The organism is Stenotrophomonas sp. AG209 (genome assembly GCF_003550055.1).
Lineage (GTDB): Bacteria > Pseudomonadota > Gammaproteobacteria > Xanthomonadales > Xanthomonadaceae > Stenotrophomonas.
The window spans coordinates 667,525-685,148 of sequence record NZ_QXDB01000002.1 but is presented as its reverse complement, the minus strand read 5'-3'; the positions used below and the strand labels follow the sequence as shown (position 1 = coordinate 685,148).

General features: G+C 67.8%; 8 protein-coding genes and 3 tRNA genes. 5 read left to right on the top strand and 6 right to left on the bottom strand.

The genetic code is table 11. The annotated features are described in order from the left end of the window. Positions 1 to 281: 281 nt before the first annotated feature. The 6 genes from DFO63_RS14860 to DFO63_RS14835 form a co-directional block, all read right to left on the bottom strand. Positions 282 to 3,530: an autotransporter outer membrane beta-barrel domain-containing protein gene (locus tag DFO63_RS14860; RefSeq protein WP_119007247.1), complete on the bottom strand. Its 3,249-nt coding sequence runs from the start codon at positions 3,528 to 3,530 to the stop codon at positions 282 to 284. A 263-nt stretch (positions 3,531 to 3,793) separates the two neighbouring features. Further along, positions 3,794 to 4,435: a response regulator gene (locus DFO63_RS14855; protein WP_014036089.1), complete on the bottom strand. Its 642-nt coding sequence runs from the start codon at positions 4,433 to 4,435 to the stop codon at positions 3,794 to 3,796. After that, positions 4,432 to 7,659: a hybrid sensor histidine kinase/response regulator gene (locus DFO63_RS14850; RefSeq protein WP_049445890.1), complete on the bottom strand. Its 3,228-nt coding sequence runs from the start codon at positions 7,657 to 7,659 to the stop codon at positions 4,432 to 4,434. The genes DFO63_RS14855 and DFO63_RS14850 overlap by 4 nt, the downstream gene beginning before the upstream one ends. A gap of 124 nt (positions 7,660 to 7,783) precedes the next feature. Further along, complete coding sequence (locus DFO63_RS14845) at positions 7,784 to 9,004, bottom strand: EAL domain-containing response regulator (RefSeq protein ID WP_101764971.1); 1,221 nt, start codon at positions 9,002 to 9,004, stop codon at positions 7,784 to 7,786. Continuing rightward, positions 9,001 to 11,772, bottom strand: coding sequence for a response regulator (locus DFO63_RS14840; protein ID WP_119007246.1), 2,772 nt, complete (start codon positions 11,770 to 11,772; stop codon positions 9,001 to 9,003). The genes DFO63_RS14845 and DFO63_RS14840 overlap by 4 nt, the downstream gene beginning before the upstream one ends. A gap of 163 nt (positions 11,773 to 11,935) precedes the next feature. Continuing rightward, the gene (locus tag DFO63_RS14835) at positions 11,936 to 14,674 is read right to left on the bottom strand and encodes a TonB-dependent receptor (protein WP_119007245.1); all 2,739 of its coding nucleotides are present in this window, start codon (positions 14,672 to 14,674) and stop codon (positions 11,936 to 11,938) included. Positions 14,675 to 14,844: 170 nt separating this feature from the next. On the opposite strand from DFO63_RS14835, the gene DFO63_RS14830 reads away from it, so the two are divergent. The 5 genes from DFO63_RS14830 (at position 14,845) to DFO63_RS14810 (ending at position 17,444) form a co-directional block, all read left to right on the top strand. Further along, positions 14,845 to 15,864 carry a cyanophycinase gene (locus DFO63_RS14830; protein WP_119007271.1) on the top strand — a complete coding sequence of 340 codons (1,020 nt, stop codon included), beginning with the start codon at positions 14,845 to 14,847 and terminating at the stop codon, positions 15,862 to 15,864. 117 nt (positions 15,865 to 15,981) lie between these two features. Next, on the top strand, positions 15,982 to 16,998 hold the full coding sequence (locus DFO63_RS14825) for an isoaspartyl peptidase/L-asparaginase (RefSeq protein ID WP_101766377.1): 1,017 nt from the start codon (positions 15,982 to 15,984) through the stop codon (positions 16,996 to 16,998). A gap of 137 nt (positions 16,999 to 17,135) precedes the next feature. Continuing rightward, positions 17,136 to 17,221, top strand: a tRNA-Tyr gene (locus DFO63_RS14820). Positions 17,222 to 17,245: 24 nt separating this feature from the next. Beyond that, positions 17,246 to 17,319, top strand: a tRNA-Gly gene (locus tag DFO63_RS14815). 49 nt (positions 17,320 to 17,368) lie between these two features. Then, positions 17,369 to 17,444, top strand: a tRNA-Thr gene (locus DFO63_RS14810). The last annotated feature ends 180 nt before the right edge of the window (positions 17,445 to 17,624 follow it).

Genomic DNA, 17,624 nt, shown 5'->3' with positions numbered 1-17,624 from the left:
TTACATGGCCTTACACGGCTTGCTCGTGCAGTGTGGACAAATTTTCACCACGCTTCGAAACGCCTGCGCGGCAACACTCCCACCCACTTGTCCACATCAAATCCCAACCACTCTCCACGACGGGTGTGGAAAACCGCGAAGGGGCGTGGACAAAAAACAGCCACGTGCTGAAACGCTTGCTGCGTGAGGTTCGCAGGCACTTGTCCACACCAAACCCCCATCGCTTTCCACGCCGCATGTGGAAAAAGTGCCCGGCACTCCCTTGCCGGGCACGTCCCGCATCACCAGTTGTACGACACGCCCAGCTGGGCGCCGACGTCGCGGAAGCCCATGCCACCGCTCTGCCGGCTCAGTTCACCCCAGCCGCGCCAGCCGCCGGACAGATCCACCTGCACGCCGGCCTTGGCTTCGTAGATGTCGCGCGGCAGCTGTCGCTGCAGCCGCTCGCCGTCCATTGCCAGGCCCGCGCCATTGCCGCCGGACCACCAGTTCACCGCCACGTACGGGTGCACCTGGCCCTGCGCCGCGCTCAATCCACGGCTGTACAGGCGCAGGCCGAGGCGGGTGCTGGTCTCGGCGCCACCGCGGTCTTCGACCAACGTGCCGTTGGCCTCGACCACGCGGTCGCTGTCATAACGGCTGTGCACCACCTGCAGCTGCGGTTCCAGGTAGATGCCGCGCTGCGCGGTGCGCCGCAGGGGCAGCACATAGCCGGCCTCGGCCGACGCACTCCAGTTGCGGGCGTCATAGCGCTCCTTCTGCAGGCCTTCGCCCTGCACGCTGTTGCGGAAGCGGCCGTACTGCAGCCAACCATCCACATAGGCGCCGCCTTCCATGCGCGCATCCTGCAGCCAGGTGGCATAGGCACCCACGCTGGTGCCGGTGACCACGCCACGCGCGGTGTAGCCGGTCACCTGCGAGCGACTGTCATTGCGCGCGCGGCCATGGCCGAGCATCGCACCGGCCTGCAGTTCACCCGTGCCACCCACCTCGAAGCGGCGTCCGGCGCCGACCAGTACGCTGCTGATCTGGCCATCGACGTGCACCTGGCGGTTGCGGTCATGGCTGTCGGGCTGCGCGCTGCGAAGGTGGATCCAGGCCACGGCGTCACTTCTGGTGCCGGCCTGGGCGGCGGGATCACCGGCGCGGTCGTGCAGGCTGTGCCGGAACATGCCCAGCGCAGCGCTGCGGTTGGCCAGGTAGGCCGCTGGTTCCGGGCGTTCCACCTGCGGCCGCGGCGGATCGATCGGCGGCTCCGGCGGCAACGGCGGATCGATCGGCGGTCCCGGCGGCGACGGCGGGTCGACCGGCGGTTCCGGCGGCTGCGGCGGGTCGATCGGGGGATCCGGCGGTTCCGGCGGATCGACCGGCGGCACGTATTCCGAGCGCAGGTACCAGTTGCCATCATCCGGGGTCGACACACCGCCCTTGAACAGGAAGTAGTCGTAGGCCCCGGCGACCGCGCGGCCCTGCAGGCTGAACTGTGCATCCGACTGGCCGGCCACGGTGATCAGGCGGATGCCTTCCTGGGTCAGTGCACCGGCGCCGCCGGCATTGCGCACGCTCACGCTGGCGGTGCCGCTGCTGTTGCCGTTGATCACCAGCTGGTCGCCCAGCGAAGTGTCGTCGCCCAGCGCCCGGTTGAAGATCCACTGGCCACCATTGCCCACGTAGTCGCCGCTGACAGTGACCGTCTTGAAGCCGTCCGCCGCCGGCGCATCGAAGGCGATGGTGCCGGCGTGTTCGAGCGTACCGACGCTGGAACTGGCGCGTACGTTCCACTGGCTGCTGCCATCCAGCGCCAGCTGTGCGACCTGGTAGCCGGAGTCGTTGCGCAGGGCACCGCTGAACGTGGTGCCGTTGCCCAGCAGCATGTGCACGTCGGCCGTTGCGCTGTCGACCACTACGTCACCACGCAGCGTGCTGGCGTCGGCACTGAAGTCGATGCGGCTGGTCGCCACGCTGCTGCCGTCGGTGAACACGGTGTCGCTGACCCGCAGCAAGCGGCCACTGCCGTCGCCTGCGGTCACGTCGCTGCCATTGACGGTCAATGCGTGGTTGCTGCCCTGCAGCCAGAACGCGGCGCCACTGGCGGTCTCGATGTGGCTGTCGTTGAGGGTGGCACGGTTCCAGTACGGGCCGAACGCGGTCAGGTAGGAGCGGTAGCCGCCGCTGTTGCTGCCGGTCATGCGGATGTCCAGGCGGTCGGCCTGGGTCAGCCGCGCGGTGTTCATGTGCACGATGCCGAACACATTCTCGCCGTCGCTGCGGATCGCAACGTTGTCGAGCAGCGCGGTGGCGGTGGAGCCGCCGATGAACACGCCGCCACCGCCGTTGCCGCGTACGTCGATCACGCTGCCGTTGGCTTCGATGCGGCTGGCGGTGCTGCCGGTGGAGCCGGTCACGCGCACGCCGTAGGTCGCATCACCGTGTGTGGTGATCCGGCCACCCTGCACGGTGGCGACGCCGCCGGCGATCTCCACGCCGTAGCCGTAGGTGTCCGTCCAGGTATCAATGGTGCTGTCGGTCAGCTGCAGGCGCGACTCGTCGCTGGCCAGCCAGAATCCGGAAAAGCCGTCGCGCACGTCGAACGCTGCATCGCGGGCGGTCAGCTGGCCCCAGTTGTTGATGTTCACGCCATAGCCGCCAACGGTATAGAAGCTGCCGCCGTTGATCACCGCGCTGGAATAGGTCTTGCTGATGCTGCTGCCGAGCAGGCGCATGCTGCCACCTACGGAGTGCGCTTCCACGTTCTCGAGCAGCACGCTGCCGCCGCTGCCGATGTCGAACCAGCCGCCGTCCAGGTAGGTGTCGTACAACTCGGCGCGGCTGCCCGCGCCATCGACGGCGACGCCGGCGAGGATGCCACCGGGCGCCAGGGTGATCCGGCTGTTGCGGATCGTCAGCAGGCCGGCGCTTTCGGCGCGCAGGCGTGCGCCACTGTCGGCGCTCATCTGCAGGGTATCCAGATGCACCTCACTGCCCTTGCCGGAGGCGCCGGCCAGGGTGCCGACGCCGCCGGTCATCGCAATGCGGCCTCCGGTGTAGCGGATCACGCCACCGTTGGATGCCTGCACGCTGGCATAGCCGCTGCCGTTGCGGGTGGTATCGATGTCGACATCGCGTGCGTCGATCACGCTGCCGGCACCATTGGCATACAGCGCATAGAAGCCCGTGCCGGTCGCCGGTGCGATCGACAGCGTTGCGCCGCGCAGCTGCACCTGGCCACCATTGGCGGCTGACACGCCGCTGCCATTGCCGGTCACGTGGATGCGGCTGCCGTCGATCAGCGCATTGCTGCCGGTACCGGTGACCGTAAGTGCGAAGCTGCCCGCGCTGTGGTTGAGGACATCGTCGGCACCCAGCTGCAGGCTGTCACCGTCGTTGACCAGCAGCGGGCCGGTGAGGTCTGCGGCATGCGCCGGCAGGGCTGCCCACAGGGCAGTGGCCAGCAGGCTGGGAATGAGGGGCACACGCGTGGCGCGCGCGCGCCCGTACGCACGGCGGTGCCGTGTGGGGGAGGCGTTCATGCTGATGGACTTCCTGTGGCAGGGCGCAGCGAGGCTGCACGGACTGACGCGGCAGGGCCGCGTCGCTGCGGAAGTCCCACGCGACGGCGCCTGCAGGCGCCATCGGACTTCCGTCCCCCATGGCGATGCGGCAACAGCCGGCAGGTGCACCTTGGCGGGATGTCTCCAGCCTAGAAATCGTCCTTGTCCGATGGAATCAGGCGTTTCCTAAAGCCATTGCAGGCCCCGTTGCAGGGCCAGCAGGATTCAGCCGGGAGTGGGCCTCAGCCGAACAGCGAGGCCTGCAGGCAGTACTCGATCAGCGCCTGGTCGCTGTCCACGCCGAGCTTGCGCATCGCACTGATCTTCTGCGTGCTGACCGTCTTGGCGCTGCGCTGCAGCTGGCGCGCGATGTCGCCCACGCTCATGCCGCTGGTGAACAGGCGGATCACCTCCAGCTCGCGCGGCGACAGGCGCGCACGGACCGCATCGGCATCGGCAGGTTCGCTCGCGGCTACCGGCAGCAGTCCCGGGGGGCGGTAGACGCGGTCGGCCAGCACTACGCGCAGGGCCTGTACCAGGCTGCCCAATCCATGGCTCTTGAGCACCACGCCGCCCGCGCCGGCGGCATACATCGCCGCAACCAACGACGGATTGGACACCATCGTCAGCACCAGCAGGCGCGTCTCCGGGAAGCTGCGGCGCAGGAACGAGATCAGCTTGATGCCGTCCCCGAAGCGGTCGCCCCCCGGCATGCTGTAGTCGGTGATCACCGCCTGTGGCCGGGTCCGGGTCATCAGCTCGATCAGCGTAGCCGGATCGGCCGCTTCGCCCACGATGTCCAGGTCCAGCTCCCCGGCCAGTACGTCGCGGATGCCGGCAAGCACGATCGGGTGGTCGTCGGCGATGAGGATCCGTGTGGTCATGGCAGGGTCGGGTCGTCAGGAAGGGAGGGGGATGCAGTGTCGAGCAGCGGATGCAGCAGCTGTTCGAGGCGTTGCTGGAACCCGGCAAGAGCAGCCGCCTGGGTGGCCAGGTCATCGCCGCCGGCAAGGCGCTGTTCGATCTGCAGGCCACTGTCCACCAGCGCAGGTGCACCGACGATCACCAGTGCGCCGCGGATGCGGTGCAGAACCTGCGCCACGCGGGCGGGATCGGCAGCGGCGATCGCCTGGCGCAGGCTGTCCAGGTCGGCCTGCATGGTCTGTACGAACAGCGACTGCATCTTCGCCGGAACCTGCAGCGGGGGATCCTTGTCGTGCGACGAGGTGGACACAGGGTGCTCCTGCATCGCAGGGGCCGGCGCATCGCCGTCGGTGATCCGGGTCAGCAGGCGCTGCAGGGCTTCCAGCGTGATTGGCTTGACCAGCACGCCCTGCATGCCGGATTCCTGGCAGCGTTGGCGTTCGGCCGGGTCGGCATTGGCGGTGGCGCCGTGGATCGGCACGCTGACACCACGTGCCCGCAAGGCGCGGGCCAGGCCGTAGCCATCCAGCCCGGGCATGTTCAGGTCGGTCAGCACCAGCGCGAACGCCCCTTGTTGCCAGTAGCCCAGCGCTTCATTGCCATCGCTGGCGACCACGGCGCGGCAGCCGAGCTGTTCCAGCTGGTCGCGCAGGATCGCCTGGTTGATCGGGTTGTCCTCGGCGACCAGCACCTGCAGGCCGAAATGGCGCGTCGCCGGCAAGCGCCCTTCGGCGCTGGCGGCCAGCGGTTGGCCGCTGGCCGCGGCCAGGGCGAGCACGATCGCGTCGAACCGATGCAGGCCAACCTGCCAGGCGCCATCGACCTGCCGTGGCCGCACGCCGCCTTCGCGGCAGGCGACCACGCGCGGTCCACCCGCCCATGCGGGCAGCGAGTCGTCCAGGACCAGCTCGAGCAGCACGCCGGACGATGGCAGGCCTGCTGCGCTGTCCTCCCGGTACACGCTGGCCTGTGCACCGCGCTGCTGCAGGCGCTCGCACAGCGATTGCACCAGTTCGCGCACGCTGCCCCGCACCTGTACCTGCAGGCCGGCGGGCAGTTGCGGCGGGGGGGATTGTTGCGGATCCGCCGGCGCCGATGGCAGCGGCAGTTCGACGCTGAAACTGCTGCCCAGGCCGCTCTCGCTGACCACGCGCAGCTGCCCCTCCATCAACGCCACAAGGTGCGCGCAGATGGCCAGGCCGAGGCCGGTGCCCCGCATCGCATCGGTGCCCGGGTTGGCCTGGAAGAACGGCTCGAACAGGTGCGCCTGGTGTTCGCTGGCAATGCCGATACCCGTATCGGCGACCTGCCACTGCAGCCAGCAGTGTTGCTCCTGCCAGCGTGCCGAAACGCGCACCACCACGCGCCCGCTGTCGGTGAACTTCAGCGCATTGCTGATCAGGTTGTTGAGCACCTGGCGGATCCGTGCGGCATCTCCACACACCATGGGTGGCACGTCGGCATCGATGCAGGCGTAGAACTGCAGCCCCTTGTTGGCGGCCGCAGCGGCATACGAGTCGAGCGCGTCTTCGGTCAGCCGCACCGGATCGAACGGGCTGGGCTCCAGGTTCAGTTGCCCGGCCTCGGCCTTGCTGACATCCAGGATGTCGCTGATCAGCTGCATCAGGGTCGAGGATGAACGCTGGATCGTTGCAAGGTAGTCCTGCTGCCGCGCATCCAGTGGCGTCAGCCCCAGCAGTTCAAGCGTGCCGAGCACGCCGTACAGCGGCGTGCGGATCTCATGGCTCATGGTGGCCAGGAACTGGCTCTTCGCGCGGTTGGCCTGGTCGGCGGCGCGGCGCGCCTGCTGCAGCACCTGCTCGGCTTCATGCTGGCTGCTCAGATCAATGAACAGGCACAGCACCGCCGGCTCGCCGCGATAGCGCGCCGGTGTCGCGGTTACCAGCAGGTGGCGGCCTTCGGGCGTGGCGTAGGCCAGGCCATCGCCCAGCGTGGTGCCGCCGGCAGCCAGTACGCTGCGCCGCCACGGGCCATGCCAGCCACCGGCATGGTAGTCCTCGCCCAGCCAGCGACGGGCGAGGGCGTTGTCCAGCAGCACATTGCCATCGGTACGGCGCAGCAGGCACAGCCCGATCGGCGCGTTGTCCAGGATCGTGCGACTGAAGGCTTCGCTTTCCAGCAGGCGCGCGTGGTTGCTGCGCAGCGGCTCGATGACCGAACGCCGGTACGCGCGCAGCACCAGCGTGCCACCCAGTGCCAGCAGCAGGGCGACCACGGTCGCGCCCAGCAAGGGCCCCTGCGGGTGCTGGAACACCTGCCGCCAGCCGACGTGGTAGACCGCCAGCCAGCCGCGTTCGCTGCGCATGCGGAACTGCAGGCCATCGAGGCCGGCCTGCCAGGAGGTGCCGGCGTCGCTGGCATCGGCCGCATCGCCCAGCAGGCGCTGGCCATTGGCATCGAACAGCGACAGCCGCTGGAACACCGGGACGCCCAGCACCTGCCGGTAGTCATCGACACGGCCGGGATCGAGCAGGCAGGCCAACGCCGCCTGCGAATCCTTGTCGTCCTCACCCCACAGGCGCGCATCCTGCGGGGCGTGGGCGATGGCCAGCAGCCAGGTCTGCCGGTCGCGCCATGGCACGCCCACCCAGACGATGCCACCGCGCTGCAGCGCCGGCCGCGTACCCATGACCTGATGGATGCCGGTGATCGCCGGGCGCAGGTGATGCGGGCTGTTCTGGCTCGCATCGGTACCGGCGATCTGTACCGGTGCCAGCAGCCCGCGCGTGCCTTGGCCATCGACCAGCAGGCATTGTGGCGGTGGATAGCGCGAGGCCGACCAGAACGTGCCGTAGAAGCGCAGGAAGCGGTCGCCCAGTTCGGTCGGTGGCGAAAGGCTGGCCCCGTCGCTCCCGATCACCGCGAAGTTGGCGAACAACGGCCCGCGCTGCAGCTCCACGCTGGCATCGGCCACCGGCTGCCCCCGCGTGCCGACATCATGCAGCCGCCACTGGCGCAGGAAGCGCTCCTGCTCGCGCAGCGTGCCGTCCAGGCGGCGGAAGTGGTATTCGATCTTGCTGCGCTCTTCGTTCACCAGCTGCGAGCCGGCCGACAGCAGCAGTCCGGCCTGCAGGGTCGCCAGCACCACCACGCCGATCAGCAGGGCGTGGACGCGCAGCGAGCGGCGAGCGAGTCGGCGTACAGGAGCGGCCTCGGCCGGCATGGCAGGTCTCGGAGCAGGGGGCGGTCAGCGGCACCGGTGGCGGCAGCGCAAAGTCCGCCGCCACTGCACAGACAGGATCGTCAATGCCACTTGATGATTTCGTGAAGCCGACGTGGAATCCGTGTCAGCGCAGGGCGGCCCGCGGCGACTCGTCCACCTGGGGCGCTTCCTCGTCCAGCAGGCGGGTGAATTCATCCGACGGCAGCGCCTGCGAGATCAGGAAACCCTGCACCTGGCTGCACCCCAGCTGGCGCAGGGCGGCCAGGTCGGCATCGCTTTCCACGCCCTCTGCCACGATGGTCAGGCCCAGCTGGTTGGCCAGCGCGATCACCGTCGACAGGGTCAGGTGCAGGGCCGGGTCGCGCGCGCATCCGCTGACCAGGGCGCGGTCGATCTTGACCTCGGTAAAGGGGGTATTGACCAGGTTGTGGACCGAGCTCAGGCCCTGCCCGAAATCATCCTGGGCCAGGCCGAAGCCCTTCATGCGCAGGCGGCAGGCGCCGGCATAGAAGTCGCTGACGTGCCGCGTGGTGCTGTTTTCCATCAGTTCGAAGCACAATTCACCGGGCGTACCGCCGTTGGCCAGGGTCAGCGCCAGCAGCTCGTCGGGCAGGTCCGACTGCTCCAGCAGGTGAGGGGGCAGGTTGATCGATACCGGTACCCGGAAGCCTTGTTTGCGCCAGCGTGCCTGTGCGCTGATGCTGGCCTTGAGCATCATCCGCAGCAGATCGCCCTCCAGCCCATAGCGGCAGATTGCCGGCAGGAAGCTGCCAGCGGCCAGCGTGCCCAGCTGCGGGTGGCGCCAACGCACCAGTGCCTCGGCCGCCACGACCCGTCCTGACTGCAGTGACTTCTTCGGTTGGAACCAGGCTGTCAGGCTGCCATCGGCCATGGCCTGGCGCAGCTGCGATGCATCCGGTTCGGGCGCAGCCGCCGCGCGCGTGGGGGCCTCGCCGGCGGCCGGACGGGCCTGCGCCAGGGCCTCGAACAGGGCGTCCACATCGGCGGCCGCCACCGGCTTGGGCAGCAGGCCGATCACATCCAGCCCCAGCGATTCGGCCATCAGCCGTGCCGAGGTCATCATCCGGCGCGGCGCGGCGCTGACCACCGCAAGGCGGGGCGGGCGCGGCTGTGCCGCCAGCGCCTGGATGAACTGGATGCCGTCCTGCCCGGGCATCAGCAGGTCACTGACCACCAGGTCGTAGGGCTGGCACGCACACAGCGCGATGGCCGCATCCACGTCCTCGCAGGCATCGACCTGCACGCCGGCGCGGCTGCCGAACAGGTTGGCCAGGAAGCCACGCTGGAAGGGCTGGTCTTCCAGGATCAGGATACGCTGGGTCATGCGGGGTCTCCTTGGCGCAGGGCGTTGAGCGCCTTGCGCAGGCGGGCGATGTCGATGGGTTTGCTCAGGTAGCCCTGCATGCCACTGGCCAGGCAGCGCTCGCGCTCCTCGGCGGTGGCATTGGCGGTGGCGCCGATCACCGGCACCGGGTTGCCGTCATCGCGCAGCTGGCGGGCCAGCGCGTGGCCGTCCATGCGCGGCATGTTGATGTCGGTCACCACCAGGTCGAAAGACTGCTCGCGGCATCGCTGCAGGGCTTCCACACCGTCCTGTGCCAGCTCCACGTCGCAGCCGAGGGTGCGCAGCTGCTCGGCCAGGATCACCCGGTTGATCGGGTTGTCTTCGACGGCCAGCACGTGCAGGCCCAGCGGCATCGGCGTTGCCGCGCGCGATGTTTCCGGCAGCGCCGCACGTTGCTGCTGCACGTTGGCCAGTGCATTGCCGATCGCGGTCATCCCGTGCAGGGTCACCACCAGGCTGCCATCGGCGGCAACGGTGGGCTGGTCACCGCCGTCGATCGATGCCACCACGCGGGGGCCTGCCCAGGCCAACGGCATCCCGGCCTCGCCGTCCATCAGGATCGCGCCGTCGTGGTCCAGCAGTGCAGGGTCGCCCTGCAGGGGCTGCGCGTTGGCGCCCCACCGACGCAGCCAGCCGCAGGCACTGTCGACCAGTTCGCGATCACGGCCGCGGACCAGGATCGGCGGCTCCGGCAGCAGCGCGGGACCATCCTCGGCAGCGGCCAGCACCGGCAAGGGCAGGCGCACGCTGAAGCTGCTGCCCAGGCCGGGTTCGCTCACCACCTGCAGCTCACCGCTCATCAGGCGCACAAGGCGGTCGCTGATGGACAGGCCCAGCCCGGTGCCCTGCGCACTGGCCGCGCCTCGGACCTGGCGGAACGGTTCGAACAACCGCGCCTGTTCCTCCGCAGCGATGCCCACGCCGGTATCGGTGACCTGCCAGGCCAGCACGCTCGATTCGCCTTCGCGCTGCACCTGGCGCACGCGCAGTACCACCCGGCCATGCTCGGTGAACTTGATCGCGTTGCTGAGCAGGTTGCCCAGCACCTGGCGGATGCGGTCGGCATCACCGAGCACCCGCGTCGGCAGGCGCGGATCGGTACAGACCAGGATCTGCAGGCCCTTGCAGGTGGCCGACGCGGCGAAGCTGCGCAGCACGCTCTCGGTCAGCTCGCGCGGCGAGAACGCCGCCGGCTCCAGGCTGAGCTGCCCGGACTCGATCTTGGAAACATCCAGCACATCGCTGATCAACTGCAGCAGGACCGACGAGGAACTCTCAATCGTGCGCAGGTACTGCGACTGCCGGGCGTCCAGCGAGGTGTGCCCGAGCAGCTCCAGCGTGCCCAGCACGCCGTAGAGCGGAGTCCGGATTTCATGGCTCATGGTGGCCAGGAACGCACTCTTGGCCTGGTTGGCCGCATCCGCGGCCTGGCGTGCCGACGACAGCGCGGCCTGCGCCTGGCGGTGCCGGGAAATGTCATGGAACACGCACAGCAGCACGTCGTCGCCCTGGTAGCGGCAGGCCGCGTGCAGCACCTGCAGCTGACGACCATCGCGGGTGGTGAATTCCAGTCCACGCCCGCGCTCCCCGGCATGTCCGCGCCATGGCGCTTGCCAGTCGCTGTGTTCGCCTTCTTCGCCAAGCCAGTCGCGCAGCAGCTGGTTGGAGAGCAGCAGCGCGCGGTCGCTGCGGCGCAGGACGCAGATGCCGACCGGCGCCATGTCGATCACCGTCGAACTGAAATCCAGGTTCTCCAGCAGCCGGCGGTGTTGCTGCAGGGCCGGCTGGATCAGCTGGAGGTCCACGCGATGCCGCAGCAGGCGCAGCGCGAGGCCTGCCAGCAGCAGCAACAGCACGCAGATCAGCAGGGGCACCGCCAGGTCGCCCAGCAGCAGCTGCGGCGGCAGGTGGTAGACCAGCCGCCAGCCATCATTGCCAACCCCCTTCACCAGCGCTACGCCGCGCGGAAGCCCGCCGCTCCACAACGTGCCGAAGCTGTCGTCCTGGCGCTCCCGCAGGGTCTTCCAGCCCGCACCATCCAGTCGCGGCGCCTGGCTCGACAAGGCGGGCTGCCCGCCACGGTCGAGCAGCGCATAGCCGCCGATGCCCTGGCCGTCGATCATGCCCGCCGCCGCCGCGCCATCGAGCAGCAGCACCAGCCACTGCGTCGGATGGGGGCCCGCCTGTACCGGCTGGGCCAATGCAACGCCACTGTCACCCGGGCGCAGCCAGTACACCGGGTCGGCCCCTTCCACACTGCCGTTGCGCGCCTGCAGCACACGCAGCGATGGCAGGCGCGCCAGGTCGACATCGACCTCGCCACCGGCCAGCCAATGCGCGCCCCGTGCGTCGACCAGCAGCAGGTGCGTCTGCAGCGCCTGCAGCGTGTGCTCGGCGCGCGCTGACAACAGCAGCCGCTGGCCCGGTTGGCCGCCAGCACCATCCAGCGGCACCTGGCGCATGCCTTCGCTGTCCGTCGCAGGTGCATCCGGGTTGCCCGTCACGACCGAATCGCCCAGGTAGCGCAGCAGGGCTTCGCGCTGGTCGAAATAGATCTGTGCCCTGTAGGCCGCTGCATTCATTTCGCGGCGATGGGTCGAGATGTCTTCGGTGAATGCCGTGAGCAGGTAGAAGCCGGCCGCGGCGGCCAGGCAGATGAAGACGCATACGGTCAGGCAGCGCAGCAGCACCGACGCGGTGGTCGGTGGCACGGCCTGCTGCAGCGAAGGGCGGGGGAAGCGGAACATGCAACATGCTAGGGAGCGGCGCGGATGGCGCGGAATCAGCCGTTTCCTAAAAAGCCGCCGCGGACCGGCCAGGTGGCAGCTCCTGCCTGGAAACCGTTCAGGCGGTGGAAAAAAAGAACCCCCGCCGAAGCGGGGGTCTCCTGTATCGGCGCTGGCCCGGCGCTTACAGCGCGCTACCACCGAACTTGTGGGTGTACTGCAGGTTGATCGTGCGGCCGACGCTGTCGAACCAGGACACGTCGTAGTACGGGTAGGCGGTGTAGGTACGGTCCTTCGGCGGCATCTTGTTGAACACGTTGACCACCGACAGCGACAGGCGCGAGTGGTCGTCGAAGCGGTACTGCAGCGAGGCGTTGTAGCGATACGTTGCCTTCACGTACGGGCTGTCGCCGCTGTCCCAGTCGAACACCTGGTCGTAGCTGTCCGAGGTCGGCAGCTTGCCCAGGCGCGAGCCGTACACCGTTGCCGACCATGCATCCTTCTCCCAGGTCACGCTCAGGCTGGTCTTGGTGCGCGGGATGTCGAAGCCGCTGTTCACTGCGAACTGGTCTTCGGTACGGTCGCCCGGGTAGCGCTGGAAATCATGCTTCTTCACCCAGGTGTGGGTGCCGTTGAAGATGAAGTCGCCGATGCCCGTCTGCAGGCGGTAGCGCAGGCCGACGTCGATGCCGGAGGTAGACTCGCGGGCGACGTTGATCGGCTCCACGCGCACGCCATACAGGCGCCCGTCGTTGCTGCGGGTGATGCGGGCGAGCGCATCCACGCAGGTCGGCGAGGTGATGTCGGCGCTGCCCAGGCGGCAGTTCGCTTCGTTGGCCAGGATCGTGCGCACGTCCATGTCCTGCACCTGGTTGCGCATGTCGATGTCGAACCAGTCCACCGACAGATCCAGGCCGATCGCCGGCGACCAGACGAAGCCGGCACTCCACGAGGTGCTGGTTTCCGGGTCGAGCTGGCGGTTGCCGGTACGGCTGCGGATCAGGTTGCGTTCGTAGTCGGCGCAGTCGGTGGCACCGTCCGCGCGGCAGCTGTACAGGTCTTCGGCGGTGGTCTCATCGTTGCCCGGGCCGGCGAACACGTAGTGCAGGTCCGGCGCACGGAACGCGGTGCCGTACGAACCGCGGACCAGCAGCGTGTCGATCGGGCGCCATTCCAGGCCACCGCTCCAGGTCGCCTTGCCGATGGTGTGGCCGGAATAGCGGTACTGGTCGTAGCGGCCGGCCACGCTCAGGTTGACCGTCTCGTGCAGCGGCATGCGCAGCTCCGCAGCGGTCGCCCAGCGGTTGCGCGAACCCTTTCCGTCCGAATCCTTCCAGCTGTAGTAGTAGTACTCGGTCGCCAGCGGATCGGGGTTCAGCGAGTAGGCCTGCTGGCCCACTTCCACGGTCGCGGCAAACCCGGCGTCGCCACCCGGCAGGGCGAACAGGGCCGAGTTGGTCAGGGTGAAGGCGGCGGTCTCCGTGCGCGACTTCGGGGTGTAGGTGGTACGCGCGGCGATCGAATCGTACTCGGCGCGGGTCAGCGGCCGGTACAGGCGTGACGGATCGGCGTTGTAGATCGGGAAACCGTCGTCATCCACGCCCAGCTGCGGGCCGAGGAACAGGTCATTGGCCTTGGCGGCGATGATCTGCGCCCAGCTGATCCGCGACTGGTACTGCGAATGGCTCAGCGCCGCTTCGTAGTCCCAGTTGCCGGTCAGGTTGCCCTTGAAGCCGGTGGTCACGCTGAAGGTCTTCTGCGTGCTGCGCACCATGGCGTTGCGCAGGCCACCCATTTCCTCGGGCGAGAACTGGCGCTGCCAGAACTCGATCTCGCCGGTGGCTTCGTTGTTGAAATAGCCCGACTCATCGCCGTTGGCATCCATGCGGCCCCACTTGGTGACGTCGCGCATCAGCGACATCGTGTGGTAGCCCAGCTGCACGTCGGCGAACCACTGCTGGCCATTGTCGAAGTCGTAGCTCAGCGACGCGTAGCCGTTGGCACCGCGGCGCTTGCTGAGGATGGTGCCGTAGCCGATCGAGCTGTCGCTGCCGCAGTAGTAGCCATACTTCGGGCGGTAGGCGCGGTAGGTGCTGCCCTGGTTCTGCCCGGACAGCGCTTCGCAGGTGGCGGCGCCCGGGTCCAGGTAGTCATCGTTGTAGTCGGTGCGCAGGTAGGCACGGCGCGCGATGCGCGAACCCTCGGTGGGGCCGTCCTGGGTCGAGTCCTGGATGTCGCGCTCATAGGCCCACAGCGGGGTCTGCGACTGCAGTTCGACGCTGTACACCGCGTTGAAGTTGCCACGGCTGAAACCGCTGGCGATGCTCATGTCGAACGACTCGCCACCGCCTTCGGTGGTGGTGCCCATGCGCATGTCGATGGTGGTGCCGTCGGCCTTCTTCTTCAGGATGAAGTTGACCACGCCGGCGATCGCGTCCGAACCATAGATGGCCGAGGCGCTGCCGGTCAGCACTTCAATGCGCTCGATCATCCCCAGCGGAATGTTGGAGACATCGGTGAAGTTGCTGCGGCCCTTGAACGGCATCGGGAAGTCGGCGATACGGCGGCCATTGACCAGCACCAGCGTGTGGTTCGGGCCCAGGCCGCGCAGGTCCACCTGCTGGGCGCCCGGCGAGAAGTCGGCGCCGCTGGAAGACTGCTGGCTCTGTGTCTCACCGCCGTTCTGGGTCATCGCACGCAGCACGTCCGGCACGCTGGTGAAGCCGCTGGAGCGGATCTGTTCGGCGTTGATCACCGTGATCGGGGCGGGGCCTTCCACCTGGGCGCGCGGAATGCGCGAACCGGTGACCTGCACCGCGTCCAGTTGTTGTACCGAAGAGGAAGCCGGAGCCTGGGCGGCCGCGGAAGCAGCCACACCCATCAACGCCAGCTGGATCGACCACGCCATCGCCTTTCTACGCATGAGGAATTCTCGGAAATGAAGCTGGCCCGCAGAGGAGGGGCCCTGTCCCCCATTCAGATTTCCGGAATGGGCGCGCGCATTTAACGCCTTTTTTATGTCCTTGACTACTGGGTCCCTATCTGGCAAAGAGTGAAAACGCTTGCAAGTCGATTTTGTTCAGGGAGATCAAGATGCGACGCCTTCACCGGACCCTGCGTACCCCCGTTGCCTGGTTGGCGCTGCTGGTGCTGGCCTGGCCATTGGCCGCGCCCGCGCAGGACCTGCAGGGCCCCGGCTTCGCCTATTACGAGGTCGGCGACCTTGAGGCCCCACGCCCCGGCCCGCGTGCGCCCGCGATGATGCTGATGGGCGGTGGCGAGTGGGTGCCGGACGCCTTCCAGTGGTGGTTGAAGCAGGCCGGCAATGGCCGTGTGCTGATCCTGCGTGCCTCCGGCGGCGATGAACTGCAGGACTGCCTGTACCGCGAGATCGGCGGCACCACCGCGGTACAGACCCTGGTCTTCGACAGCCGCCGTGGCGCCGATGATCCAGCCGTGCTGCGCGTGGTCGCTGCGGCCGATGCCATCTTCATTGCCGGCGGCGACCAGTCGCGCTACATCCGCTTCTGGAAGGGCACCGCACTCAACCGCGCGCTCAACGCCCATGTACGCGCCGGCAAGCCGATTGCCGGTACCAGCGCCGGCCTGGCCATCCTCGGCGGCTATGCCTATGGCGCCATGGATGGCGGCAGCATCAGCTCGGCCGGTGCGCTGGCCGATCCGATGGGCAGCGCAGTCACCATGGACAGTGGCTTCCTGCAGATGCCCTACCTGCAGCGCGTGGTCACCGACACCCATTTCGACAAGCGTGACCGCCTTGGCCGCCTCATCGTGTTCGTGGCACGCGCCGCGCAGGACAGCGGTGACCCCGACATCGTCGGCATTGGCGTTGATGAGGACACCGCCCTGTGCGTGGAGCCCGATGGCCGGGCCCAGGTCTACAGCGCTGATGGCGAAGGCAAGGTCTGGGTGGTCAGCCCCGGTCGCGATGCCGACCGCCTGGTCGAGGGCGAACCACTGCGCTTCCATGCTGTTCCGGTGACCGTGGTCGCCAGCGGCAGCCGCATGCGCCTGGATGACTTCCAGGCCGAGGCCGACTACCAGGCCGTGGCCGACGTCAGTGACGGCGAGATTGAAGTCGTCCGTCAATGATCTTCCCGAAAGTGCCGGCCGCTGGCCGGCAACTCACCTTTCCTGATGCGCCCCTTGCCGGCCAGCGGCCGGCACTACCCTGCAATCCATTCCCTCGTCCTGCTGGAGACGTACCTGATGAAACTGCGCTTGGCGCTTTCCGCGCTGCTGTCCCTGCCGTTGCTAGCCCAGGCCGCACCGGCGACGTCGCCGCTGCTGGTCATCCATGGCGGCGCCGGCGTCGAGCGCAAGGACCTGTCGCCGGCAGAAGAAAAGGCCGCGCGCGAAGCGTTGCGCGCCGCACTGCTGAAGGGCCATGCCGAACTGGCGGCCGGCCGCCCGGCGCTTGCAGCGGTCACTGCGGCGATCACCGTGCTGGAGGACGATCCGACCTTCAACGCCGGCAAGGGCGCGGTGTTCACCCATGACGGCCACAACGAGCTGGACGCCGCAGTAATGGACGGCGCCACCCAGGCAGCAGGTGCGGTGGCCGGCGTGCAGCGGGTGCGCAACCCGATCCTGCTGGCGCAGACCGTGATGCAGAAGTCCAGCCACGTGATGATGGTCGGGCAGGGCGCCGAAGCCTTCGCGGTGGAGCAGGGCATTACCCTGGTTGATCCGTCGTACTTCCGCACGGAGAAGCGCTGGCAGCAGCTGCAGCGTGCGTTGAAGGAAGAGGCCAATGGCCAGGCGCATGCAGACCTGGAGACCGCAAAGCACTTCGGTACCGTCGGTGCCGTCGCGCTGGATGCGCAGGGGCAGCTGGCCGCCGGTACTTCCACGGGCGGCATGACCAACAAGCGCTATGGCCGGGTGGGTGACTCGCCGATCATCGGCGCCGGCACCTGGGCCGATGCGCGCTGTGCGGTATCGGGCACCGGTTGGGGCGAGTACTACATCCGCACCGCGGCCGCGCACGAGATCTGCGCGCGCATGCGCTACCAGGGGCAGACCCCGGAGCAGGCCGGCAAGGGCGTCATCAACGAGACGATTCCGCAGATGGGCGGCGACGGCGGTGCGATCGTGCTCGCCGCAGACGGCAAAATGGCCACGCCCTTCAACACCCAGGGCATGTATCGGGGCTGGATCGGCGCCGACGGTGTCCCTCATGTCGCAATTTTCGCCAGCGAGACCCTGCCGCTCCCCGGGCAATAACCTTGCGTATCAATGGGTTTGCGACAACGTGTGAAAAAGATGGAAAAAAGCGTTGACAGGCCCCCGTCCCATCAGCAGAATAAGCGGCTCACCACCACACACCGCAACGCTTCGGCGGCAACGGAATGGGGTGGTAAGGAGGGATACCCAAGCGGCCAACGGGGGCAGACTGTAAATCTGCTGGCTTACGCCTTCGGTGGTTCGAATCCACCTCCCTCCACCAGTTTCACGTTGTGACATTCCCGGCGCGGGAGTAGTTCAATGGTAGAACCTCAGCCTTCCAAGCTGATGGTGCGGGTTCGATTCCCGTCTCCCGCTCCATTGAATGAACTTTGAATCTTATCGAGTTCATGTCATAATGCAAAACTCGGCTCACGTAGCTCAGTCGGTAGAGCACTTCCTTGGTAAGGAAGAGGTCGAAGGTTCGATTCCTTTCGTGAGCACCATCTTAAGCATCACCTCTCAGACGAATTCGAGATAAGCAGCCATGGCCAAGGGTAAGTTCGAGCGCACCAAGCCGCACGTCAATGTCGGCACCATCGGTCACGTCGACCACGGCAAGACCACGCTGACCGCCGCACTGACCAAGATCGGTGCCGAGCGCTTCGGTGGCGAGTTCAAGGATT

Bases quoted from the DNA above. Each gene is read 5' to 3' on its own strand.
- DFO63_RS14860 (WP_119007247.1), bottom strand. From the start codon at position 3,530: ATGAACGCCTCCCCCACACGGCACCGCCGTGCGTACGGGCGCGCGCGC.
- DFO63_RS14855 (WP_014036089.1), bottom strand. From the start codon at position 4,435: ATGACCACACGGATCCTCATCGCCGACGACCACCCGATCGTGCTTGCC.
- DFO63_RS14850 (WP_049445890.1), bottom strand. From the start codon at position 7,659: ATGCCGGCCGAGGCCGCTCCTGTACGCCGACTCGCTCGCCGCTCGCTG.
- DFO63_RS14845 (WP_101764971.1), bottom strand. From the start codon at position 9,004: ATGACCCAGCGTATCCTGATCCTGGAAGACCAGCCCTTCCAGCGTGGC.
- DFO63_RS14840 (WP_119007246.1), bottom strand. From the start codon at position 11,772: ATGTTCCGCTTCCCCCGCCCTTCGCTGCAGCAGGCCGTGCCACCGACC.
- DFO63_RS14835 (WP_119007245.1), bottom strand. From the start codon at position 14,674: ATGCGTAGAAAGGCGATGGCGTGGTCGATCCAGCTGGCGTTGATGGGT.
- DFO63_RS14830 (WP_119007271.1), top strand. From the start codon at position 14,845: ATGCGACGCCTTCACCGGACCCTGCGTACCCCCGTTGCCTGGTTGGCG.
- DFO63_RS14825 (WP_101766377.1), top strand. From the start codon at position 15,982: ATGAAACTGCGCTTGGCGCTTTCCGCGCTGCTGTCCCTGCCGTTGCTA.